This is a genomic window from Listeria goaensis, assembly GCF_900186125.1.
In the GTDB taxonomy this organism is placed as follows: domain Bacteria; phylum Bacillota; class Bacilli; order Lactobacillales; family Listeriaceae; genus Listeria; species Listeria goaensis.
Genome location: NZ_FYBQ01000004.1, coordinates 94458 through 118570, shown reverse-complemented (window position 1 = coordinate 118570; position 24113 = coordinate 94458). Strand labels below are relative to the sequence as shown.

Below are 24113 nucleotides of genomic sequence, written 5' to 3'. Positions count from 1 at the left end.
AAATCGGGGTATAAATAATCAATCCTATTTTCAATTTTGGAGAATAAGTGATAAAATTAATAAGTGTATCTTGTATAAGATAATCTGGAAATTTAAAATAGAGGTAGCAGTCAATTTATGTGGAGGAGAATCAATTATGGCAGGAATGTTAAAAAAGATTTTTGAATCGGGTAAAAGAGATATCAAATATCTTGAAAAGAAAGCCGATCAAATTGAAGCACTGGCTGATGAAACAGCGGCGCTTTCAGACGACGATCTTCGAGCAAAAACAGTAGAATTCAAGGAACGTGTGCAAGCAGGTGAAACTTTAGATGATATTCTAGTTGAAGCTTTTGCTGTTGCGCGTGAAGGTGCAAAACGTGCGCTTGGCATGTATCCATTCCGTGTTCAACTTATGGGTGGTATTGTTATTCATGAAGGTAACATTGCAGAGATGAAAACCGGGGAAGGTAAAACTTTGACGGCGACGTTACCGGTTTATTTAAATGCGCTTTCTGGTGAAGGTGTCCACGTTGTTACGGTCAATGAATACTTATCACAACGTGACTCGGAAGAAATGGGCGTGTTGTACAACTTTTTAGGTCTCTCGGTTGGGTTAAATTTAAATGCACTTTCTAGCGAGGAGAAACGGGAACAATACGCGTGTGACATCACGTATAGTACGAATAATGAATTAGGTTTTGATTATTTACGTGACAACATGGTGGTTTATAAAGACCAAATGGTACAAAGACCGCTTTCGTTCGCGATTATTGATGAAGTTGACTCGATTTTAGTTGATGAGGCGCGTACACCGCTAATCATTTCGGGTGAAGCTGAAAAATCGAATGTTTTATATGTTCGCGCAGACACTTTTGTGACGACTTTGACGGAGGAGAAAGACTATACGGTTGATATTAAAACAAAATCTGTCAATTTAACCGAAGAAGGTATGGCACGTGGTGAAAAATATTTTGATGTTGAGAACTTGTATGATTTAGAAAATACTGTTTTGCTGCATCATATTGCGCAAGCGCTGAAAGCAAACTACACGATGGCGCTTGATGTGGATTACGTGGTTCAAGATGATGAAGTTCTAATTGTTGACCAATTTACGGGTCGTATTATGAAAGGTCGTCGTTTCAGTGAAGGTTTACACCAAGCTTTAGAGGCGAAGGAACATGTGACGATTCAAAATGAGTCGAAAACGATGGCGACGATTACGTTCCAAAACTATTTCCGTATGTATAAAAAATTGGCGGGGATGACGGGTACGGCGAAAACGGAAGAAGAAGAATTCCGCGATATTTATAATATGCGTGTTATTGAAATTCCAACGAACCGCCCAATTGTTCGTGATGATCGCCCAGACTTGATTTATACATCAATTGATGCGAAATTTAATGCGGTTGTGGAAGATATTGCTGAGCGCCATGCGAAAGGGCAACCTGTTCTTGTTGGTACTGTGGCAATTGAAACATCTGAATTGATTGCGAGCAAGTTGAAACGCAAAGGGATTCGCCATGACGTCTTGAATGCGAAACAACATGAGCGCGAAGCGGATATTATTATGAATGCAGGGAAACACGGCGCGGTTACTATCGCAACGAATATGGCCGGTCGTGGTACAGATATTAAACTTGATGAGGAAACGGTTGCGGCGGGTGGTTTAGCTGTAATTGGTACGGAACGTCATGAGTCACGTCGTATTGATAATCAGTTGCGTGGTCGTTCGGGTCGTCAAGGGGACCCAGGGGTGACACAATTTTATCTTTCGATGGAAGATGAGTTAATGCGTCGCTTTGGCTCTGACAACATGAAGAGTATGATGGAACGCTTCGGAATGAATGAGGAAGCGATTCAAAGCAAGATGGTTAGTCGGGCGGTTGAGTCTGCACAAAAACGTGTTGAAGGAAACAACTTCGATTCTCGTAAACAAGTTCTTCAGTATGACGATGTTTTACGTCAACAACGTGAAGTGATTTATAAACAGCGTTATGATGTTATTACAGCGGAAAATGGCTTGCGTGAAATTATTGAAAAAATGATTGAACGTGCGGTTCATTATGTTGTCATTTCAAATGCTTCGTCGCATGAGGCTGAAGAAGATTGGAATTTACAAGGTATTGTGGATTATGTGGATGCGAATTTACTTCATGAAGGCGCGATTACGGTAGATGATTTACAAGGTCGTATCACGGAAGACATTGAAGCCTTTATTTTAGAAAAAATTAAAGAAGCTTATGACGAAAAAGAGCAGCTTTTACCTGAAGAAGAATTTAATGAGTTCCAAAAAGTTGTTCTGCTTCGTGTTGTGGATACGAAATGGGTTGACCACATTGATGCGATGGATCACCTTCGTGACGGGATTCATTTGCGTGCGTATGGTCAAATTGATCCGCTTCGTGAGTATCAATCGGAAGGTTTCGCGATGTTTGAGGCAATGATTTCTTCAATCGATGAAGATGTTGCACGCTACATCATGAAAGCTGAAATTAGACAGAACCTTGAACGTGAGCAAGTGGCGAAAGGGGAAGCTGTTAATCCGGATGAAGGGAAGCCAGAAGCGAAACGCAAGCCAGTTGTTAAGGGTGAGGAAATCGGACGTAACGATCTTTGTCCTTGTGGCAGCGGTAAGAAATATAAAAATTGTCATGGTAAGGAAGCATAAAAATCTCGGGGCGCTATTTTGGCGCTCCTTTTCTTCGGAAAAAATGTTCTGGCTTTATGCTCTTGATTTTTATATACTAAAATAAGTTTAGAATAATAAAAAAAGGTGGAAATAACTATGGAATTAGCAGAAATTCGTAATTCGCTTGAGAAAACGGCGAGCCAAATCACAGACTTTAGGGGGTCTCTTTGACTTAGAAACGATGGAGGTGCGCATTGCGGAGTTGGAAGATCAAATGCTTGATCCAAATTTTTGGAATGATCAACAGGCGGCGCAAAAAGTTATCAATGAGTCGAATGGTTTGAAAGAGGTTTACAATGCTTTTCATAAATTAGAAGAAGAACAGGAAAATTTAGAGGTGAGCTTGGAGCTCCTTCGTGAGGAAGCGGATGCTGATTTGCAAAATGAGCTGGAAGCGGAACTCATGACGTTTGTAAAAGAGCTTGATGAGTTTGAACTCAAGCTTATGTTAAGTGATCCTTATGATAAAAATAATGCAATTTTAGAGCTTCATCCTGGGGCTGGTGGTACGGAATCACAAGACTGGGGTTCGATGCTTTTACGTATGTATCAACGTTTTGCGGAGAAAAAAGGCTTCAAGGTGGAGACACTGGATTATCAGGCGGGCGACGAAGCGGGGATCAAAAGCGTTACGCTACTCATTAAAGGGCATAATGCTTATGGTTATTTAAAAGCTGAGAAAGGCGTGCATCGTTTGGTGCGGATTTCGCCATTTGATTCATCTGGTCGTCGCCATACGTCTTTTGTGTCGATTGATGTGATGCCTGAAATGGATGATGATATTGAAATTGAAGTGCGGACGGAAGATTTGAAAATTGATACGTACCGCGCGACGGGTGCTGGTGGTCAGCATATTAATACGACGGATTCTGCTGTGCGGATGACGCATATGCCTTCTGGAATTGTGGTTACTTGCCAGTCGGAACGTTCGCAATTGAAAAACCGGGAACAGGCGCTTAAAATGCTTAAGGCAAAGCTTTATCAAAAAGAGCAAGAGGAGAAAGAGGCAGAGCTAGCAGAAATTCGCGGAGAACAAAAGGAAATCGGCTGGGGTAGCCAAATTCGCTCGTATGTTTTCCACCCATATTCGATGGTGAAGGATCACAGGACGAATGTGGAAACGGGGAATACACAAGCTGTCATGGACGGTGAGTTGGATGAATTCGTGAATGCATATTTGCGTTCGCGCATTCAATAAGGCGGGTGTTCGTATGACTAAAAAACGAAATCGCGCGCCGAGAAAATTGTGGCTTATGAAAACGCTAGATTATTTGTATGTTGTTTTGGGGGCAGCCTTTATTGCGATAGCCTTTAATGTGCTGTTGCTCCCCAATCACATTGCTTCTGGCGGCGTAAGTGGTATTAGTACAATTGTGAATTATTTGACGGGATGGACGCCAGCTTTTATCCAGTGGGCGCTCAATATTCCGCTTTTCATTGCGGGTGTATTCTTTTTGGGCTACCAATTTGGGATTAAAACATTTATAGGAACGATGACCATTCCGCTCTTTGTTTATCTGTCACAGGATTTTGCTCCGTGGACGCACGAACCGCTTATCGCTGCTTTGTTTGGCGGCATTTTAGTGGGCTTCGGGCTTGGAATTGTCTTTCGCGGGAAGGCTTCCACTGGTGGGACTGATGTCCTTGCCCAAATTGTGCATAAATACTTCCATCTGTCGCTAGGCATCTGTGTGGCAATCATTGATGGGCTTGTCGTGATTTCGGCGATGTTTGTCTTTAGTATTGAGTCGGGCCTCTACGCCTTAATTGCCTTGTTCGCGACTAGCAAAACAATCGATTTGGTTCAAGTCGGTTTAAACCAGTCCAAAACGGTGCTTATTATTTCTGAAAATCAAGAGGAAATTAGGCAGGCGATTTTATTCAAAATTGATAGAGGGATTACGCGTCTTTCTGCTAAAGGCGGTTATACCGAAGATGAAAAGCAAATTTTGCTTTGTGTGATTTCACAACGAGAGTTTCCGAAGCTGAAAGAAGTGGTGAAGGAAATTGATGCCAACGCGTTTGTTGTTGTGATGAGCGCTAGTGAAGTGATGGGTGAAGGTTTTACGGTGTAACGCGATATGGATGACAAACGGCAATCTTCGCTGTTAAAGCCTGTATTCCGCTCCCTTTTGCCTAGAGTTTTACTGTTTGTCAGTAGCTGAGTATGGTGCGGTGAGCGGCTTGCTAAAAAAGGTGTAACTAATACAAGTGATTAGTTACACCTTTTTTATATAACAGATATATGACAGAAAGCATCTGTGCATATGCAAACAAGTTGAGGTAGTAAGGAAGACTGGTCTATCCCAATCGTTGGAAACTGTAATCATTTTTAATCTGGCTGTAATGTTATTTTGAGGGGAAAAAGGATACAATAGGAGCAGTGGAAAGAGGGACCATGTAGATGGTTTTTAATGTGCCTAAAAATAGGTTGTAATTCCAACTCAAAACGAAACTCAAAAATTTAGTTTTTAAACATACGAAAAAGTTCTTTATAAGTTAACAAATGAGATTGTCACAGGCTGAAATATAACTGTAATGCAATTAACCTACTGATGAAAAACTAGGATGTTATAATAGACTTTGTGTTGAAGTGTATCCGGCACAGCATAACAGTTTTATGTCAAAGGTTATCATTGCATTACCTTACAAATGACGCTTTATTAAGAAAGGCAAATTAGGTGATAAAATGATATTGATGGAAGACGTGTATAAGAAGTACCCAAACGGCATTACTGCTGCTAATGGTCTAAATATCAAAATTGACCAAGGGGAATTCGTTTATGTGGTTGGTCCAAGTGGAGCAGGTAAATCCACTTTTATAAAAATGATTTATCGTGAAGAACGAGCGACCAAAGGAAACATTCAAGTTGATAATTTTGATTTAATCAACTTGAAAAATCGAGAAATTCCATATTTAAGACGTGATGTTGGCGTTGTTTTCCAGGATTTTAAATTACTTTCTAGCAAAACGGTATATGAAAATATTGCCTACGCAATGGAAGTAGTAGAAAAAGACCCGGTTGAAATTAAACAACGTGTTATGGAAGTTCTAGATTTAGTTAATTTAAAGCACAAAGTTAGAATGCTACCAGATGAGCTTTCAGGTGGAGAACAGCAACGTATTTCGATTGCTAGATCCATCGCGAATATGCCAAAAGTTTTGATTGCCGATGAACCAACCGGTAATCTCGATCCAGATACTTCATGGGAAATCATGAATATCCTTGAGGAAATTAATCGTCAAGGCACTACGATTGTGATGGCAACACACAACAAAGAAATTGTGAACACGTTGAAACATCGTGTTATTGCTATCGAAAATGGTCGTATCGCACGTGATGAGCAGCAAGGAGAATATGGATATGAAATTTAAAACCTTTGGAAGACATATGAAAGAAAGCTTCAAAAGTCTTTACAGAAATGGTTGGATGACTTTTGCAGCAGCGAGTGCAGTCACAGTAACACTTATTCTTGTGAGCGTGTTCTTCTCCATTTTAATGAATATGAATAAGCTAGCCTCAGATGTTGAAAATGATGTGCAAATTAACGTGCATATTTCACTCGGAGCTACACAAGAACAAGAAGATGAGCTAAAGAAAAACATCGAAAAGATTGACGGTGTGGATACTGTAACTTTCTCCTCTAAAGATGAACAATTGGAGAATTTAGTAGGAACATATGGAAAGAATTTCGAGTTATTCAAGCAAGATAATCCACTTCATGATGTATTTATCGTTCAAGCAGAACAGCCAGAACAAACGAAGACTGTAGCAACTAAGATTGAAAAATTAAAATACGTAGATGATGCAGAATATGGTGAAAAAACCGTAGATAAATTATTTGATACATTGCAATGGGCAAGATATGCTGGTATAGTATTAAGCATTGGGTTACTATTAACAGCGATGTTCCTCATTTCAAACACAATCAAGATTGCAATCTTCTCAAGAAGAAAAGAAATTGAAATCATGAAACTTGTTGGGGCGACAAACTGGTTTATACGCTGGCCATTCGTTTTAGAAGGGGCGTGGTTGGGTCTTATCGGTTCAATCATTCCAGTTGTATTAACTTTTGTAGGTTACATTAACACGTATAACCTATTAAACCCGAAACTTGCAACATCATCACTTTCGCTCTTACCACCGACACCTTTTGCGTATGAAATTAGCGCGCTAATTATTGTTATCGGCGTTTTAATTGGTGTTTGGGGAAGTGCTATCTCAATTAGAAGATTTTTAAAAGTTTAAGAACGAAAATAATAACAAAAAAAACAAAGAAAAGCTTAGGGAGCTTTTTAGGAGGTAAATTCTTTGAAAAAGAACGCTTTAATTGCAGTATCACTAGCAACAGTAATGACAATCGCACCGGTATTTACAACAAACGCATTTGCAGACGTTAATACTGACATTCAATCACAAGACAAAAAAATTAACGACTTAAAGGCAAAAAAAGGTGATTTAGAATCTGAACTATCTAAATTAGTTGCTGATATGGAAGCTGCTCAAAAGAATGCTAAGAAAATTCAAGCGGATTTTGACAATACTACTAAAGAGCTTAAAGAATTAAACAGTGATATTAAAGAAATCAACGAGAGAATTAAAGAGCGTGAAGAAGTACTTAAAGAGCGCGCACGCGCAATGCAAAAAACTTCTAACTCCAACGCATACTTAGATGTAATTTTAGGGTCTGAAGATTTCTCTGATTTAGTTAACCGTGTTTCTGCAGTTAACCAACTAGTTGATTCTGACAAAGCAATTTTGGATGATCAAAAAAATGATGAAGAAGCGTTAAAAACAAAGCAAGCTTCTGTGAAGAAAAAACAAGAATCTCAAAAAGAAGCGATTCATAAATTTGAAGCTGAACAAAATAAAATTGAAGCACAAAAAGCTGAAAAAGAAGCTGTTGTAGCACAATTAGCGGCTGACCAAGCAAGTGCTGAAAATGCTAAAGCAGGCTTAGTAAGTGAACGTGATAAACAAGCGGCGGCAGCAACTGAACGTGCACGCGCATTAACAGCAGCGGCAGCGCCAACTGCAGGTGTTGAAAATAACAATTCAGGAACATCATCATCTTCAACGGCTAAAACGTCTGCGAACAAAAATAGCAACAATAATAGCTCTTCCAGCAGTAATGTACAACAACCATCTGGAAGCGGATATTCTGCAATGATTTCAGCGGCACGTGCACAACTTGGTAAACCTTATTCATTAGGTGCATCTGGTCCAAGCGCATTTGACTGTTCTGGATTTACTTCTTACGCTTTCCGTGCAGCAGGCATTAGCTTACCAAGAACTTCTGGTGGACAATATGCAGCTGCTCAAAAAATTAGTGCTAGCCAAGCGAAACCAGGCGACCTAGTATTCTTTAACTATGGAAGTGGAATCGCACACGTAGGTATCTATGTTGGTGGCGGTCAAATGATTAACGCACAAAATAATGGCGTTATGTATGATAATATTTCTAGCGGCTACTGGGCTAAGTATTTAGTTGGTTACGGTCGTGTAGCTAACTTCTAAAAATAAATTTGATGTATTGAAAATAGAAAAGTACCTTTGTCTTGGCGGCAAGGGTATTTTTCTATCCTTTTTTGCCAAAAGTAATAAAAAAGTTAGGGGTTTTTCCAAAAAATGAAAAAGAAATTAATATCTGGGGTAATGGTACTGACTACTGTTGCATTCCTTACGCAACCGCTGAATGTACTTGCAGATGATATAAATGGTATGGAGAGTCAAAAGAAAAAGTTACAAGAACAACAATCTTCAGTGGAAGGCAATATTGGCCAAAAGAACTCGGAGATGGAAAGCTTAGAAGCGGAGTCACAAGATGTAGCGGCATCGCTAGAGAAAGTTTCAAAAGAAATTGAAGCAACGAACAAGAAGTTAAAAGAGCAACAAGCGAAAGTGGTCACGGAGGAAGGCAAAGTTAAGCAATTAAAGGCTGATATTGCGGACTTGAAAGAAGAAATTAAACAGCGCAAAGGTGTGCTTGATAATCGGGCGCGTGCGATTCAAACGAATGGAAGCGGACAGAGTTATTTAAACGTACTTCTACAAGCAGAAGATTTTGCCGACTTTTTTGGAAGGGCATCACTTGTTACTGAGATTGTGAATGCCGATCAGGAAATCATGAAGAAGCAGAAGGAAGATCAAGATCTTTTGAAAAAAATGCAAGATACTTCTGAGAAGAAATTAGCAGAATTGAATCAGCTTGCTACGCAAATTACAGTAATCAAAAATAATTTGGAGAGTCAAAAAGCGGAGCAGGATGATTTGCTACTTACGCTAGCAACGAAAAAAGATAAGACAAATCAGGAAAAGGCTGTCTTGGAAGCACAAAAAGCCAATTTGTCGAAGGAAGAACAGCAAGTGGCTGCGAACTTAACGGCCGCGTATGCGGAAGAGCAACATAAGAAAGAAATGGCGGCGAAACAAGCTGCTGAAGCGAAGCGTAAGGCGAGCAGTAGACAAACTACAAGTAGCGCAAGCGCGCCGTCGCAACCTTCACAAGGAAGTTCATACTCGGCGCCTGCATCTTCTGGCGGAATGTTTATCAAACCAGCCGCGGGTATTTTAACCTCAGGATTTAGTGAGCGGACAAACCCGGTAACAGGGCAATATGAATCTCATAAAGGGCAAGATATTGCAGCAGGGGGAACGGTTCCTGTTTTTGCGGCCGCAAGTGGAACGGTTGTTTTTTCCGGTTTCGGAGCATCGGGTAGTGGTTATGGAGGCTACGGATACGTAGTGGAAATTGATCATGGTAATGGTTATCAAACGCTTTATGGACATATGCGTGCGGGAAGCTTGAGTGTTGTCGCAGGTCAAAAAGTGATGCAAGGACAAAATATTGGAATTATGGGTTCTACGGGTCAGTCGACAGGACAGCATTTGCATTTTGAGATTCATAAAAATGGCGTTCCGGTCAATCCAGCACCATATTTATAAGTTTAAAAAAAGTTTGGGACAAAATTTTGTTCCAAACTTTTTTTGCTATTGGAAAAGAATTGCTAAAATGTAATTTTATCTGCTTTTTTGTTGTAAAATGGGCGGAAACGGGGATTTTATGATATGATTGGATAGAATAAATCAAAAAGGGAGAGAGCAAAATGGGGATTTTGACAGCAATTCTCATTGTCCTGTTAATTTTAAATGTTTTCTTCGCAGCGGTAACAGTATTTTTAGAACGTAGAGATACGTCAGCAACTTGGGCGTGGCTGCTAGTTTTAACGTTTATTCCTATCCTTGGATTCGTTATTTACCTGATATTTGGTAGAAAACTTTCAAATAAGAAGATTTTTGACTGGAAAGGGCAGGAAAAAATTGGGATAAGAGAATCAACAGACAATCAAATTGAATTAATTCGACAGAAAGAATTTCCGTTTAGTGATTCGAATGTAAGAAAATATCGGGATTTAATTTATTTGCTACTTGTAAATGATGGTGCAATCTTGACGCAAGACAATGAAGTGGATGTTTATGTGGATGGGCATGAGAAGTTTGAAGCCTTGATGAAGGATATTGAAAATGCAACGGATCACATTCATATTATTTATTATATTTTTCATTCGGATGAGCTTGGAAAGCGAATGGTCCGCCTGCTTGAAAGGAAAGCCGCGGAGGGACTAAACGTGAAAGTCATCTATGACGCCATGGGCTCAAGGACAACGAAGAAGTCGTTCTTTCATCAACTGGAGAAAAATGGAGGTATAGTGAGGCCGTTCTTTCCTTCGAAGCTTCCGCTGATTAACTTTCGATTGAATTATCGAAACCACCGAAAACTAGCGATTATTGATGGTGAAGTTGGCTATATTGGCGGGTTTAATATCGGTGACGAATATTTGGGTCTATCGAAAAAGTTTGGTTACTGGCGTGATACGCATCTTCGTGTGCACGGGAAAGCGGTTTATGCGATGCAGACGCGGTTTATTATGGACTGGAATTCGGCTGCGCCGAGCCATAAGGTGGACTATAAAGCGCGTTATTTCCCTGCTTTTTATGGTGGTGGGCATACGAGTTTGCAAATTGTTTCAAGCGGCCCAGATTCGGAATGGCAGCAAATTAAAAATGGCTATATTAAAATGATTAATTCCGCTAAAAAATCAATTTATTTGCAGTCACCGTATTTTATTCCTGATGCGAGTTTGTTTGAGGCTTTAAAAATTGCCTCACTTTCGGGAATTGATGTGCGTATCATGATTCCAAATAAGCCGGACCATGCGTTTGTTTACCGCGCTACGACAAGTTATGCAGGTGAATTGATGGAGACGGGGGCGAAAATTTTCATTTATGACAATGGCTTTATTCATGCCAAAATGCTTGTCATTGATGGAGAAATTGCTTCGGTTGGAACGGCGAATATGGATTTTCGTAGTTTTAGACTAAATTTTGAAGTGAATGCGTTTATTTATGAGAAGGCTTTTGCACAAAAATTGGAAGATATCTTTTTGGAAGATATTTTGAAATCCTATCAGCTTACGCCTGAACTTTATAAAGAACGTTCGGTTTGGATAAAATTGAAAGAAGCTGTCAGCAGATTGCTGGCGCCAATATTATAGAAAGAAAGTAGAAGGGTGGGATGGAAATGGAAGTAATCGAAATCATTTTAAAAGGTTTGGCGAGTTTATTTCTTCAGCCGGTCTTTTATTTGGCCATCCTCTTCGTTATTCTTGCTGGATTTAACCGCATCAAGTGGGAACGTAAGTCATTTAGCGTGCGAATCTATTCACCATGGCTAGAGCTTAAAAACTTTTTCACATTAGGTGTGTTTGTTGCGCTTTTAATCTCTATTCTATTGTTCTTCTCTGGATTTAGTGTGATGATTTCATGGCTCGTTATTTTTAATGCCATAACAATTTTAGCACTACTTACATCAATGTTTCGTTTAAGCTCAGCAGCGATTACGATTGGTATTTCGAGTTTAGTCTTTTATTATTGTTATTATTTCGATATACAATTTGGGCCGCTTCAAGATAAGTACTTACTCTATGATAATTTAAATGTAGATAATTTTATGGTGGCAATGACGTTTTTACTAGCGATTGCATTGTTTGTTGAAGCCTATTTAATCAGCCACACGAGTGCAAGCTCACCTTCTCCGTCACTTCGGAAAAGCAGGCGCGGGAAATTAGTTGGCGCATTTCAATTGCGCAAGCTATGGTTTATCCCACTTGTTGTTTTCATTCCGGGGACGGAAATCACCCATTTGTTTGAGTGGTGGCCGGTCTTTAATATTGGAACGGATTCTTATACGCTCATTATATTGCCGCTTATTATTGGTTTTGAGCAAAAGACGCGTTCGGAACTGCCGCAAGTTTTAAGCAAACAGATTTCGGGACAAGTAATGACGCTCGCGGTCTTTATTGCGGGAATTGGTTTATTGAGTATTGTGATACCGGTGCTGACATTGTTTGCTTTTGTGCTCGCAATTATTTCTAGGTTTTGGATTATGTGGCGCTATTATCGAAATGATAAGATGGCACCGCAAAAATACGCGCCGCAACCTGATGGCATTGTAATTTTGGGTGCTAGAGCGGGTTCGCCGTCAGCGCGAATGAATTTAACGCCGGGTGAAAAAATTACGGAAGTGAACGGAATGGTGGTTAAAACGCGGGCGGACATGTATGAGGCGCTTAATATTAATCGAGCTTTCTGTCGCTTGAAGGTGATGGATCAAAACGGGGAGCCGCGCATTGAACAGACGGCGCTATACGATAATGAGTCGTTTGAGCTTGGGATTCTTTTAGTTGAACCACGATAAATAAAAACGAGTGCTAAGCAAAATTTGGATTTTGTTTGGTGCTCGTTTTAAGTTTTTGTAAAGATAGATGTATTGCTATCCAGAAATTGTAAATTCATGCTATATTTAAGATAAAGTGCGGAATTTGTCAGGAAAGGGAGATTTTTGTGGCTAAAATTTTAGTTGTAGATGATGAGGTTTCAATTGTGACGTTACTTCAATTTAATATTGAAAAAGCGGGCTATGAAGTGGTGACGGCAACAGATGGTCAGATGGGCTATGAGCTTGCGATTTCGGAAAAACCGGATTTAATTGTGCTTGATTTAATGCTCCCGAAAATGGACGGCATTGAAGTGACCAAAAAATTGCGCCAAGATAAATATGATTTTCCGATTTTGATGTTGACGGCTAAAGATGAGGAGCTTGATAAAATTATCGGCCTCGAACTAGGCGCGGACGACTACTTGACGAAGCCGTTTAGCCCAAGAGAAGTAGTTGCGAGAATTAAAGCCATTTTGCGCCGTGTGGATAAGGTGCGTGACGAGAAAGAGCCTGCTTCTGTTGAAAATATTTTGGAAATTGGGGAGTTAGAAATACACCGGGAAAGCTACGAGGTTTTTATGCGCGGTGAGCAACTTGATTTAACACCGAAAGAATTTGAGTTGCTGTTATATTTGGCGAACCACCGCGGGAAAGTGTTTTCGCGTGACCAATTGCTGGACGCGGTTTGGAATTACGATTATATCGGAGAAACGCGCATTGTGGACGTGCATGTAAGTCATTTGCGCGATAAAATTGAGGCGGACACGAAACAACCGCGCTATATTAAGACGATTCGCGGTTTTGGCTATAAAATGGAGAATGTAAAGGATGAGCTATGAAAAAGTTATGGTTTAAAATCGGGATTTCCTTTTTCATTTTATTTTTTGTAACAATGGGCATCGTTGGTTTGTTTTCAGGCGAACTGATGAAGACGACTTATTTAAGTATGAAAGAAAGCCAGTTGGAAGATGAGGCGCGGGTGCTTTTGCATACGACGAACATTGAAAATACGGATTTAGATAAAAATAGTGCTGAAATTCAGGCAGAGCTTAGTCCGCTGACAGAAGAAGTGGATGCGCGTATTACGATTGTTGATAAAGACGGGCGTGTCATTGCTGATTCGAAAGAGGATCCGACGCAACTTGAAAATCATGCGAATCGCCCGGAATTTAAAGAAGTTTTGCAAAATGGGGATTCGGTTGGGATTGCGACGCGTGAAAGTGATACGCTCGGTTATAGTATGCTTTATGTGGCGGTGCCAATCGTACAAGACGGTGAAACGGCTGGGGCGCTTCGAATTTCGGTTTCGCTTGAATCGGTAGAATCCGCAATCAACACGCTTTGGGGCAATCTCTTCCTGATTTTCAGTTTGGCACTCATTTTGATTGCGCTCATTAGTTTTGTGATTGCGCGTCGGATTACGAAGCCCGTTCAGGAAATTATTGATGTTTCAACGGATTTAGCAAATCGCGAATATAGCAGTCGAATTTACGGGAAATCAAGCGGGGAGCTACAGGATCTTTCCAGCAGTGTGAACAAACTGGCCGAAAGTTTAGAAACGCAAATGTTTGAAATCCGTGAGAACTCGCAAAGACTTACGGCTATTGTGGAAAATTTGGTGAGCGGGGTCATGTTGATTAATCATGATAAGGAAATTGTGATGACGAACCGAATGATGTACCATATTCTCGGAGAACAGGAGATTACGGGCAAGCCGTTTTATGAGGTCATTAAAAGTTACGGCTTAAGCGAATTGATTGAGGAAACGCTGAAAACCAAACGCATGAAGCAACAAGAAATTGCGATTTATTTCCCAAGAGAAATGATTTTAGATGCGAGCGTATCGCCGATTTTGATGGAAGATGGTGAGATTTCGGGTCTAGTCCTCCTGCTGCATGACATTACGCAAATTAGACATTTGGAAAACGTCCGCTCAGAATTCGTTGCAAACGTTTCGCATGAACTAAAAACGCCTGTCACGGCGCTAAAAGGTTTTGCGGAAACGCTTCTTGACGGCGCGATGTACGATGAGGCGCTATTAAAGCAGTTTTTAACAATCATCAAAGACGAAAGCGACCGCCTGCACCGTTTAATTTTAGATATTCTAGCCTTGTCGAGAATTGAACAAAAAACGCTGCCGCTTCAAGTGGAGCAAATCAATATGAATGAAGTAATGGAGCAGTCGGTTAAAACGGTGAGCGAGCTTGCTTCATTAAAAGAAATTACGATTGAACAAATTTGGGACCATGAAAAGCCGCTTTTCATTGAAAATGAGCGTGACCGCTTGCAACAAATTTTAATTAATTTGCTATCCAATGCGATTCAATACACGCCTCTAAAAGGCCGCATTGTCCTCCAACTAGAAGACCTAGGCGACGAAATCCAATTGGTTGTGGCAGACAACGGAATTGGAATCCCGGCGAAGGATTTAGACCGCATTTTTGAACGTTTTTACCGCGTCGACAAAGCGCGAACTAGACATTCTGGCGGAACAGGTTTAGGCTTGTCAATTGTGAAACACTTAGTCGAAATGATGGACGGAACCATTCAAGTGACTAGCGAGGAAAATGTTGGTACTAAATTTTATGTGCGTTTACCAAAATCACATAACTAAAGAAATATCCTCCTTTTTTCAAAAAAGGAGGATATTTTTGTGGTTTGTAAAGGGGAATTTAATGGGCGTAAATGAAACTACTTTTAAAAACTAACAATTTTGTGATAAAAAAGTATGGATTTTTTATATAGTGTTGAAAAAAATACTTAAAAAGTTCACACAATTCATACTATTCTAATGATATAATAAATTCCATACTAAAGAGAAGGAGATGGAAAACATGATTCTAAAAAAAGTATTAACAAGTATTTGTATGGTGGCGATTTTATCAGTTGGCTTTGTTGGTGTTTCAACCGTTGCTCCGGAACAAAAAGTAGAAGCAGCATACTACAACGGCTATAATGTTGCATTGATTCAAACGTGGTTAAATAATTATCATCATGTGGTAAACAGCAAAGATTATTACTCAGGGTATCCAACGCTTGATGTGGATGGACAATATGGTCCAGCGACTTATGCGGCGGTGAAAGCTTTTCAAGCACGTAATGGTCTAAAAGTGGATGGACAATATGGCCCAGCAACGCATCGGATATTAATAAATCCACTTCTATGGTCGTATGCTAAATGGTAAAGTCCTTAAAAGTGCCAAATTTAATTTGGCACTTTTTTTATTTACGGCAGCTACAAATTTTTGTAATGAAAACGGCGTAAAAACCATGTTTTTAACATCTCTTTTTAACGAAATTTACATAAAAAAAGCGGGTTTACAATTTCTTAACATTAGCTACATATGAGCTTAACTACGAACGGTTATAGTTAGACATGTAAGAAACACTAATTTAAAAAATAAGGTGGGTAACGAAATTATGAATAAAAAAGTTTTGGGATTACTTACAGTTCTTTCAGCGTTAATGTTAGTTTTAGCTGCTTGTGGGAGCAGTTCATCGAGTGATAAAGCAAATGGAACTGGCGACGAAGTTTCTGGTTCAGTGACAGCAGTTGGTTCAACGGCACTTCAACCGCTTGTAGAGGCGGGCGGTAAACAGTTCCAATCAGAAAACCCGAAAACACAAATTAACGTGCAAGGCGGCGGTTCTGGTACTGGCTTAACACAAGTTGGGCAAGGGGCAGTTGAAATTGGGAACTCCGATGTTTTTGCAGAAGAGAAGGACGGAGTAGATGCTTCGAAACTTGTTGATCATAAAGTAGCGGTTGTCGGAATGGCACCTGTTGCAAATAAAGATGTTGGCGTTAAAGATTTAACACAACAACAATTAATTGATATTTTTACTGGTAAAGTAACGAACTGGAAAGAGCTTGGCGGTAAAAATGAAAAGATTACGGTTATCAATCGTGCTGAAGGTAGCGGAACGCGTGCCACTTTCGAAAAATGGGGCTTAAAAGGCGCTACGCCAATGAAAGCACAAGAGCAAGATTCTTCTGGAACGGTTCGTAAGATTGTTAGCGAAACGCCAGGCGCAATTAGCTACCTTGCTTTCTCTTATATTGATGATTCTATTATGAGTCTAAAAGTAGATGGCGTCGAGCCAAATGAAGATAACGTTGCAACAAACGATTGGAAAATTTGGTCTTACGAGCACATGTACACGAATGGTGAGCCTAAAGGCGCAACGAAAGCGTTCTTGGAATATATGACGAGCGAAACGATTCAAAATGACCTAGTGCCACAATTAGGTTACCAATCGATTCACTCCATGAAAGTGGAACGTGACGCGGACGGAAAATTAACAGACGTAAAATAAAAAAATAAGCAGGCAAAGGAAAAAATGACCGGAAGCCTGCTACTTACGGGAAGTCTTTCTTGTTTAACAAGGGAGACTTACCCGCATGTTAGGGACTGAAAGGAGTTTTTAGCCTTGGAAATCATTAATGAAGAAAATCTGACAAAAACATCGAAAAAAGCGCGTTTAGAAACAAGAGGAAAGCTCATTACATTCCTCTGCATTAGTATTATGATCTTAGCGGCAATCTCTATCCTTTATCTTGTCATTTCAAAAGGTTTATCCACCTTTTTTGTAAATAATGTTTCATTTGTTGACTTTATCACGGGAACAGATTGGAATCCGTCAAAAGTTGATGCGGCAGGCAATGCTTTAGTTGGCGCACTACCGATGATTATCGGATCATTTGCGGTCACACTTCTAGCCGCATGTATCGCTGGTCCGCTTGCAATTGGCGCCGCCATTTTTATGGTTGAAATCTCTCCTCGCTTTGGGAAAAAAATCTTACAACCAGTCATGGAGCTCCTTGTAGGTATTCCTTCGGTCGTTTATGGTTTCATTGGTTTGAGTGTGGTCGTACCGTTTATTCGGGAACACATTTCAGGTAGCGGCTTCGGAATTGCGGCGGCTACTGTCGTTCTTACAATTATGATTTTGCCGACGGTCACATCGCTTTCTGTGGACGCGATTAAGTCGGTGCCACGTCACTACCGCGAGGCTTCTCTTGCGCTTGGGGCAACTAGATGGCAAACCATTTGGCGTGTGGTGCTACGCTCCTCGCGAGCAGGTATTATGACCGCCATCGTATTCGGTATGGCACGCGCATTTGGCGAAGCTTTAGCCGTTCAAATGGTTATCGGGAACTCGGCAGTTATTCCAACTTCATTATTTGAGCCGGCATCCACTTTAACCAGTATTTTAACGATGGGTATGGGAAATACTGTCATGGGTACACTTGAAAATAACGTTTTATGGTCGCTTGCCATGGTATTACTTGCGATGTCCCTATTCTTCATCATCATTATCCGATTCATCGGTCGTAGGAGGAAAGCGAAATGAATGTAAAAACTAAAGATAAAATTGCAACGGGCGTATTTTATGCCATTGCAGCTATCATCGTCATCATTTTAGCAAGCCTTCTCGGTTATATTTTAGTCAAAGGTGTCCCGCAACTTAGTTGGCAGTTTCTAACGACACCGCCGAAATCATTCCAAGCGGGCGGCGGGATTGGACCTGAAATTTGGAATTCATTTTACATGCTCATTATTACGATGATCATTTCAGTTCCGATTGCGCTAGGCGCGGGAATTTACATGGCGGAATACGCTCGGAAAAATTGGTTGACGGACTTGATTCGGACAACAATCGAAGTTTTAAGTTCACTTCCATCTATCGTTGTCGGCCTTTTCGGCTTCCTCGTATTCGTTATTCAAATGGGCTGGAGCTTCTCGGTGATTTCCGGAGCACTGACGCTCACGATTTTTAACTTACCGCTTTTAATTCGAGTAGTGGAAGATGCTTTAAATGCGATTCCAAACACTCAGCGCGAAGCAGGACTGGCTCTCGGGTTAACCCGGTGGGAGACCATTACGCGCGTTTTAATCCCAGCAGCTTTACCAGCGATTATTACCGGAATTATTCTGGCAGCTGGTCGGGTGTTCGGCGAAGCGGCGGCGCTCATTTTTACGGCGGGGCAAAGTACGCCGGTGCTTGATTTTACAAACTGGAATCCGGCTGAGATTACGTCGCCATTAAATATTTTCCGTCCTGCGGAAACGCTTGCGGTTCATATTTGGAAAATTAACGGAGAAGGAATCATGCCAGATGCACGTGCAGTTTCGGATGGTGCTTCGGCGGTGCTCATTCTCTCTGTACTGCTTTTCAACATTTTAGCGCGTATCCTTGGAAAAGTTGTATTCAAAAAAATGACGTCTTCGTCTTAAAAGGAGTTTTGTAAATGATGATCACAAAAACGATGCCAATAAATGTGGAAGTCGAAGAAACACAAGCGATTGTTCCTCCTTTTGAAATGGATAGTCACGCGATGGCAACGAAGGATCTTCACGTTTATTACGGTGATAACCATGCGATTAAAGGAGTCAATCTTGCTTTCCCAGAAAATAAAGTGACGGCTCTTATCGGGCCTTCTGGCTGCGGTAAATCCACGTATTTACGAGCTTTAAACCGAATGAATGATGAAATTGAAGGCTGCCGCATGGACGGACAAATTTTATATAACGGCATTGATATCAACCGTAAAGAAGTCGATTTATACAAAGTGCGCAAGGAAATTGGTATGGTGTTTCAAAAGCCGAACCCATTTTCAAAATCGATTTATGAAAATATTGCGTTTGGCTTAAAACGCCACGGCATGAAAAATAAAAAAGAATTGATGGAACGTGTGGAAAAAAGCTTGCGCGGTGCAGCGCTTTGGGACGAAGTAAAAGACGACCTCAACAAAAGTGCGCTTTCACTTTCCGGCGGGCAGCAGCAGCGTCTTTGTATCGCTCGTGCCATTGCAATGCAGCCGAAAGTTCTCTTGCTCGATGAACCAGCATCAGCGCTTGACCCGATTTCCACAAGTAAAATAGAAGATTTAATTAATGAACTACAGGAAAAATATACGATTGTTATCGTGACGCATAACATGCAACAAGCGGCTCGTGTATCCGACTATACAGCTTTCTTCTATTTAGGCGAAGTGGTCGAATTTACGAGCACAACAGAATTGTTCACAAATCCGGCAGAAAAACGTACAGAAGATTATATTTCAGGAAACTTTGGATAAGGGGAGGCGAATAAATTGGTAGAAACTGCTGAAGCAACGAAATTTATGATTGAGACGGACAAAGTCGATTTATTTTATGGAACAAAACAAGCCCTCAAACAAGTTTCCTTACAGATTAAAGAAAACTATGTGACGGCGCTTATCGGCCCATCAGGTTGCGGGAAGTCCACGTTTTTAAGAACGCTAAACCGCATGAATGATTTGATTCCGAATGTGAAGACGACCGGAAGCATTCGAATTGCAGATGAAGAAGTCAATCAAGCGAAATTAGATATGGTAAACCTTAGAAAGCGTGTGGGTATGGTGTTCCAACAACCAAATCCATTCCCGTTTTCCATTTATGACAATGTCGCATATGGCCCGCGCATGCACGGCGTGACAAATAAAAAGGAACTCGATGCTATCGTTGAGCGCAGTTTAAGACAGGCGGCTTTGTGGGAAGAGGTTCATGACCGCTTAGATAAACCAGCAACAGGGATGTCAGGCGGGCAACAGCAACGTCTTTGTATCGCACGGGTGCTGGCCGTCAAACCGGAAGTCATTTTAATGGACGAGCCAACTTCGGCGCTTGACCCAATTTCAACCGCAAAAGTAGAAGACCTTATTTTAGAGCTAAAGAAAGATTATACGATTGTCATTGTGACGCATAACATGCAACAAGCATCGCGTATTTCCGATGAAACAGCTTTCTTTTTGAACGGCGAGATTGTTGAGTTTGCCGATACGACGACGATTTTTACAAACCCGAAAGAACAAAAAACAGAAGACTATATTTCTGGTCGATTTGGATAAGGAGTGTGCATAGATGGTTGTAAGAAAATTATTTACAGAGCAGTTAAATGAGTTACACCAACACTTGTTGAAAATGGGCGTCCTTGTAAACGAAGCAATTTTTAAGGCAGTCAAGTCGCTAGTGGAAAGAGATCAATTGCTGGCAGAACAAGTCATTGCGGAAGACAAAGCAATTAATGACATGGAGCTATCGCTTGAACAAGGCTCCTTCGAATTAATTGCCCTCCAACAACCAGTTGGAACAGATTTACGTAAAATTGTAACGGTGATGAAGGCCAGTTCCGATTTGGAGCGAATTGGCGACCACGCTGTCAGCATTGCGAAAGCGACAATTCATCTTGGCAACAGCAAAGCGCTAAAACCGATTCCGGAAATTCCTGAAATGGGCGAAATCGTCAAAAATATGCTTCATGACGTTTTAAACGCCTACCTAGCAGGAGACGCAAACGCTGCCCGCGAAATTGCAGCCCGCGATAACGAAGTCGACAAATTGCACCGTCTAGTCTCGAAAAAATGTATTGATTTAATGCAAGAAGATCCTGAGCATTTAGAGGATATTACGCATTTACTACTAGTTGCGCAAAATTTGGAGCGGATTGGTGACTATATTACAAACGTTTCAGAGTGGATTGTGTACTTGGAGAGCGGCGAAATTGAAGAGCTGAATCAATAGCAAAAGCGTGTTCCTTGTGGGAGGGACACGCTTTTTGCATAGTTATGCTATAATATTCGTAAACAAGGGAGGGCGAAGTGGATGACGAACTTACCGAAAATTGGCAAACCGGCAACATCAGCTTTGGAAGCCGAGGGAATTACGACGTTAGAACAAGTCGTAGCGTACGACGAAAAGACACTCCTCGCTTTGCACGGAGTTGGTCCAAAAGCAATTGAAATACTGCGGAAAGCGCTAGCCGAGAGCGGATTAGCGTTTCAAACAAAATACGGGAATCAAGCATTTACCATCATCGTACCAGCCGACTGTGACAACGCACCTAAACGTCGAATCATGCGGGATTACACCATCGCAACAGCAAAAGCAGACCGTAAAACCCTAGAAGCACTTTTGGTGGAAAACTTTGTTTGGAGTGTCCCAGGTGAATTTGAAATCCGTGGCCGAACTAACTTTATGAACGAGCTTTTCAGCCATTCTGAACCAATAAAATCACTAGAGCTTGAAACCATTGTATCGCACGGCAAATTGGGCTCACTTAACGGAACGATGATTCAAAAAAATGGTCAGCACGTCTATTTCGCCGATGTATTTGAATTCGAGAATCACAAAAAAGAAGCACGAATCTGTAAAATTATTTCCTACGTGATTATCAAACCTAGCATTTAATGCTAGGTTTTTTGTTTTGAAGGAAAATACGCATATAAAGTACGCTAAATGTGATAACAACAATGCTTTTCGATACTAAAGTGGTGTCAATTGGGCTTGTGATGAGGGCATAAACAAGGGGTAAAATGACGATAAACTTTAATTTGATATCTGTAGTTGGAAGATTTTTTGTGATGGTAATCAGTAGCGCGACAAAAAGAATAATCATGAGCAAACAACCGAGAAAACCTACTTCGCCAAGCAGCATCGCCCAATAAGAATCCGTGGCAAATTGGGGGTTGCTTGGCGCGAGTCCCCATACACTGTCTAAATTGTAATACGCATAATACGGTGAATAATTGACGCGCGCAGCATGGGAGCCAAACATGCCCAGTCCCCCGCCAAATGGAAAATAGTCTTGGGCGATTTTAAACGAAGTTCTGAGCAACAAGCCACGAGCTTCTTGTGTGTTTCCGATAAGTTGATTCATAATCCGATCTGCATTTAGCCAAATGAATCCCCCACCAAGTAACGCGATAATCGCAATTGGAATCCGTTTAAGATACGGAAAAAGAAGCAGTAAAAGGTATAGACAAAGATAAAAGCCGATGGAAGTACTTCTCCCTGCAATAAAAATCAAAATGAAATTGAGCGCTAAATAAAGATAAGGCGGCTTTTTTTGATCAATGAGTTTAAAAAAGGTAGCTAAACTTGATAAAATTAAAATAACTAAGGCAAACTGCGCAGGATGACCGAAACCAAATGAATAGGTATAACGGTCAAAGCGCATATCAAATGGCTGCAAGAGAGGGATAAAAAAGTTGATTATGTAGACGGCTAAACAACTAAGTGTTATGAACCGAGCTAAGCCTGTAAAAAACGATTTGGTAGAGGTGAGCTCAATGTTTTGAAAAAGATATTGCCCGCTTAAATAAAGCAAAACAAATTTAACCATACTAAAAAAAGTAAGCAGCTGATTGATAAGCGTATTTTGATGCAGAGAAAACGCATTCGGCGACATCGCAACAATGAACAATAAAAAGATGACACCAATTAAGAAAATTCCGCTGCCTGAAATGCTTTTTTTGCCCTGTGCAGATTCATACACAGCTTTAAAGAAGGCGGCAATGAGGAATACAAGTACAATACCGTTTTCCAAGATTCCACCAATAGGAATAAATTGAGCGATGAAATTTGAGAAGAGGGCAAATACAAATAGTCCAGTAAATAAGTACATGCATGATTCTCCTTAAGATTTAGAGTGATAAATTACAAGGTCTTGAAAACGTTATCAATTTTCATTTCGCATCAGAAGTTGGCCCGTTTTGTTAAAGTATGAGCAAATTTTTTGGATAAAAAGGGAGTTTTCCTTGTAAAACAAGTCGAATGAAGTGGCGTACCTATAAAAATCACATGTTTTTTTTAGAATCCTTGCTTTTCAAAAAAACTTTTGGGAACAATATTTGCTTGTCGTGTAGACACCTTGGTAAGTTTAAACTACGGGCTTACATCTATAATGTTAAGTATAGCACACTCGCATCTTCATAGAAAAAATGTACTCTTTTGCATGCAATGCCTAGCAAAATGAAGTGCAGATTTAACCAAATTGTTCAGGCATATGTTGGCACATTAGTTGCGTGATGGATTGGTTAACGCTATCATATGAATATATGACCATATAATAATGGAGTGAGGAAATGAACCATTCAATCTTAGATGAAGAAACCCTTTTTAATGTGACTCAAATATTTAAAGCACTAGCGGATCCTACGCGCGTGCAAATTTTAAATTTACTTCAGGAACGAGAGTATTCAGTGAATGAAATCGCCCGGACACTTGAATTTAACCAAACGACTGTATCGCATCAATTGCGTTTTTTAAAAAATTTGCGGTTAGTAAAATCACGTAGACAAGGGACGACCATTTTTTATTCTCAAGATGATAACCATGTGCTAGAACTACTCGCGCAAGCTATCCGGCATGTTCACCACGAGTAGCCTTACAGCATTATTTGTTTTTTTATGGTAAAGTAAAAGCAAACAAATCTTTGGGGGAAAAGCATTGAAAAAATTAACGGCAACACAAAAAATGTTAGTGATTATTGGAATCATTTTGATGGTTGCAGTAACGGTTTTAGGACTTATTTGGAACAATCAATTGGCTGTTGTCATCGTGCTCGGCGTCATCCAATTTATACTCATACAAGCAGTTTGCTATGTTGGCATATATTCACAAATGAAAGTGGGCACTTCAAGAGGCACTAAGCTATTTAGTTGGGGAATTTTAACCACGTTTTTATTTTCAGCAATCATTGCCATTTTTGCTCCAGAAAACTTCAGATCCTATTCCGGTGCAATCATTGCGCTGTTAGGATACGGTTCCGCGCTCATTATGCGCGAAGTAGAAAATACGAATCCAGCAAACAAAAATCAAAAACGCGAAGAATAATGAATGGAAGGAGTGATTTT

The 24113-nt window shown here is 40.5% G+C and carries 22 protein-coding genes; 21 read left to right on the top strand and 1 reads right to left on the bottom strand.

Annotated elements, in window-relative coordinates:
* The first annotated feature begins 136 nt into the window (after positions 1-136).
* The 19 genes from secA (at position 137) to CFT42_RS06790 (ending at position 21666) form a co-directional block, all read left to right on the top strand.
* Positions 137-2650, top strand: a complete 2514-nt coding sequence (gene secA / locus CFT42_RS06880; RefSeq protein WP_088809734.1) for a preprotein translocase subunit SecA — start codon at positions 137-139, stop codon at positions 2648-2650.
* Positions 2651-2767: 117 nt separating this feature from the next.
* Positions 2768-3869, top strand: a protein-coding gene (prfB, locus tag CFT42_RS06875; protein ID WP_117590150.1) for a peptide chain release factor 2 whose coding sequence is annotated in 2 segments (ribosomal slippage) — positions 2768-2839 and positions 2841-3869 — 1101 coding nt in all. Because the reading frame shifts where the segments join, the coding sequence is not laid out codon by codon here.
* Between the two features lie 13 nt (positions 3870-3882).
* Positions 3883-4746, top strand: coding sequence for a YitT family protein (locus tag CFT42_RS06870; RefSeq protein WP_088809841.1), 864 nt, complete (start codon positions 3883-3885; stop codon positions 4744-4746).
* A gap of 614 nt (positions 4747-5360) precedes the next feature.
* Positions 5361-6047 (top strand): cell division ATP-binding protein FtsE, encoded by a 687-nt coding sequence (gene ftsE / locus CFT42_RS06865; protein ID WP_088809736.1) that lies wholly within the window; start codon positions 5361-5363, stop codon positions 6045-6047.
* The gene (gene ftsX / locus CFT42_RS06860) at positions 6037-6921 is read left to right on the top strand and encodes a permease-like cell division protein FtsX (RefSeq protein ID WP_088809737.1); all 885 of its coding nucleotides are present in this window, start codon (positions 6037-6039) and stop codon (positions 6919-6921) included. Before ftsE ends, ftsX begins: the two co-directional genes overlap by 11 nt.
* A 63-nt stretch (positions 6922-6984) precedes the next feature.
* On the top strand, positions 6985-8190 hold the full coding sequence (locus CFT42_RS06855) for an NlpC/P60 family protein (RefSeq protein WP_088809738.1): 1206 nt from the start codon (positions 6985-6987) through the stop codon (positions 8188-8190).
* Positions 8191-8301: 111 nt separating this feature from the next.
* Positions 8302-9618: a murein hydrolase activator EnvC family protein gene (locus CFT42_RS06850; protein ID WP_088809739.1), complete on the top strand. Its 1317-nt coding sequence runs from the start codon at positions 8302-8304 to the stop codon at positions 9616-9618.
* A 161-nt stretch (positions 9619-9779) separates the two neighbouring features.
* A complete protein-coding gene (gene cls / locus CFT42_RS06845) occupies positions 9780-11228 on the top strand; it encodes a cardiolipin synthase (RefSeq protein ID WP_088809740.1) in 1449 nt (482 codons plus the stop codon).
* A 26-nt stretch (positions 11229-11254) separates the two neighbouring features.
* Positions 11255-12430, top strand: coding sequence for a PDZ domain-containing protein (locus tag CFT42_RS06840; protein WP_088815804.1), 1176 nt, complete (start codon positions 11255-11257; stop codon positions 12428-12430).
* 146 nt (positions 12431-12576) lie between these two features.
* Complete coding sequence (locus CFT42_RS06835; protein WP_088809741.1) at positions 12577-13290, top strand: response regulator transcription factor; 714 nt, start codon at positions 12577-12579, stop codon at positions 13288-13290.
* Positions 13287-15065, top strand: a complete 1779-nt coding sequence (gene pnpS, locus CFT42_RS06830; protein WP_088815775.1) for a two-component system histidine kinase PnpS — start codon at positions 13287-13289, stop codon at positions 15063-15065. The genes CFT42_RS06835 and pnpS overlap by 4 nt, the downstream gene beginning before the upstream one ends.
* A 220-nt stretch (positions 15066-15285) precedes the next feature.
* Positions 15286-15636, top strand: coding sequence for a peptidoglycan-binding domain-containing protein (locus CFT42_RS06825; RefSeq protein ID WP_208611154.1), 351 nt, complete (start codon positions 15286-15288; stop codon positions 15634-15636).
* Positions 15637-15871: 235 nt separating this feature from the next.
* Complete coding sequence (locus CFT42_RS06820) at positions 15872-16768, top strand: phosphate ABC transporter substrate-binding protein PstS family protein (RefSeq protein ID WP_088809743.1); 897 nt, start codon at positions 15872-15874, stop codon at positions 16766-16768.
* Positions 16769-16882: 114 nt separating this feature from the next.
* Positions 16883-17806 (top strand): phosphate ABC transporter permease subunit PstC, encoded by a 924-nt coding sequence (pstC, locus tag CFT42_RS06815; RefSeq protein WP_088809744.1) that lies wholly within the window; start codon positions 16883-16885, stop codon positions 17804-17806.
* Positions 17803-18690 (top strand): phosphate ABC transporter permease PstA, encoded by an 888-nt coding sequence (gene pstA / locus CFT42_RS06810; RefSeq protein ID WP_088809745.1) that lies wholly within the window; start codon positions 17803-17805, stop codon positions 18688-18690. Before pstC ends, pstA begins: the two co-directional genes overlap by 4 nt.
* Before the next feature lie 17 nt (positions 18691-18707).
* Positions 18708-19535: a phosphate ABC transporter ATP-binding protein PstB gene (gene pstB, locus CFT42_RS06805; protein ID WP_088809844.1), complete on the top strand. Its 828-nt coding sequence runs from the start codon at positions 18708-18710 to the stop codon at positions 19533-19535.
* A gap of 45 nt (positions 19536-19580) precedes the next feature.
* Complete coding sequence (gene pstB, locus CFT42_RS06800; protein ID WP_220387112.1) at positions 19581-20327, top strand: phosphate ABC transporter ATP-binding protein PstB; 747 nt, start codon at positions 19581-19583, stop codon at positions 20325-20327.
* A gap of 13 nt (positions 20328-20340) precedes the next feature.
* Complete coding sequence (gene phoU, locus CFT42_RS06795) at positions 20341-21000, top strand: phosphate signaling complex protein PhoU (RefSeq protein WP_088809747.1); 660 nt, start codon at positions 20341-20343, stop codon at positions 20998-21000.
* 81 nt (positions 21001-21081) lie between these two features.
* On the top strand, positions 21082-21666 hold the full coding sequence (locus tag CFT42_RS06790; protein ID WP_088809748.1) for a helix-hairpin-helix domain-containing protein: 585 nt from the start codon (positions 21082-21084) through the stop codon (positions 21664-21666).
* Here CFT42_RS06790 and CFT42_RS06785 read toward each other — a convergent pair.
* Positions 21656-22882 carry a DUF4408 domain-containing protein gene (locus CFT42_RS06785; protein WP_088809749.1) on the bottom strand — a complete coding sequence of 409 codons (1227 nt, stop codon included), beginning with the start codon at positions 22880-22882 and terminating at the stop codon, positions 21656-21658. The genes CFT42_RS06790 and CFT42_RS06785 overlap by 11 nt on opposite strands.
* A 460-nt stretch (positions 22883-23342) precedes the next feature.
* Here CFT42_RS06785 and CFT42_RS06780 point away from each other — a divergent pair, with 460 nt between their 5' ends.
* Together CFT42_RS06780 and CFT42_RS06775 are read left to right on the top strand one after the other, a co-directional pair.
* Entirely contained in the window at positions 23343-23642 is a 300-nt protein-coding gene (locus CFT42_RS06780) for an ArsR/SmtB family transcription factor (RefSeq protein ID WP_007474071.1), read from the top strand.
* 64 nt (positions 23643-23706) lie between these two features.
* Positions 23707-24093: a hypothetical protein gene (locus CFT42_RS06775; protein WP_088809750.1), complete on the top strand. Its 387-nt coding sequence runs from the start codon at positions 23707-23709 to the stop codon at positions 24091-24093.
* The last annotated feature ends 20 nt before the right edge of the window (positions 24094-24113 follow it).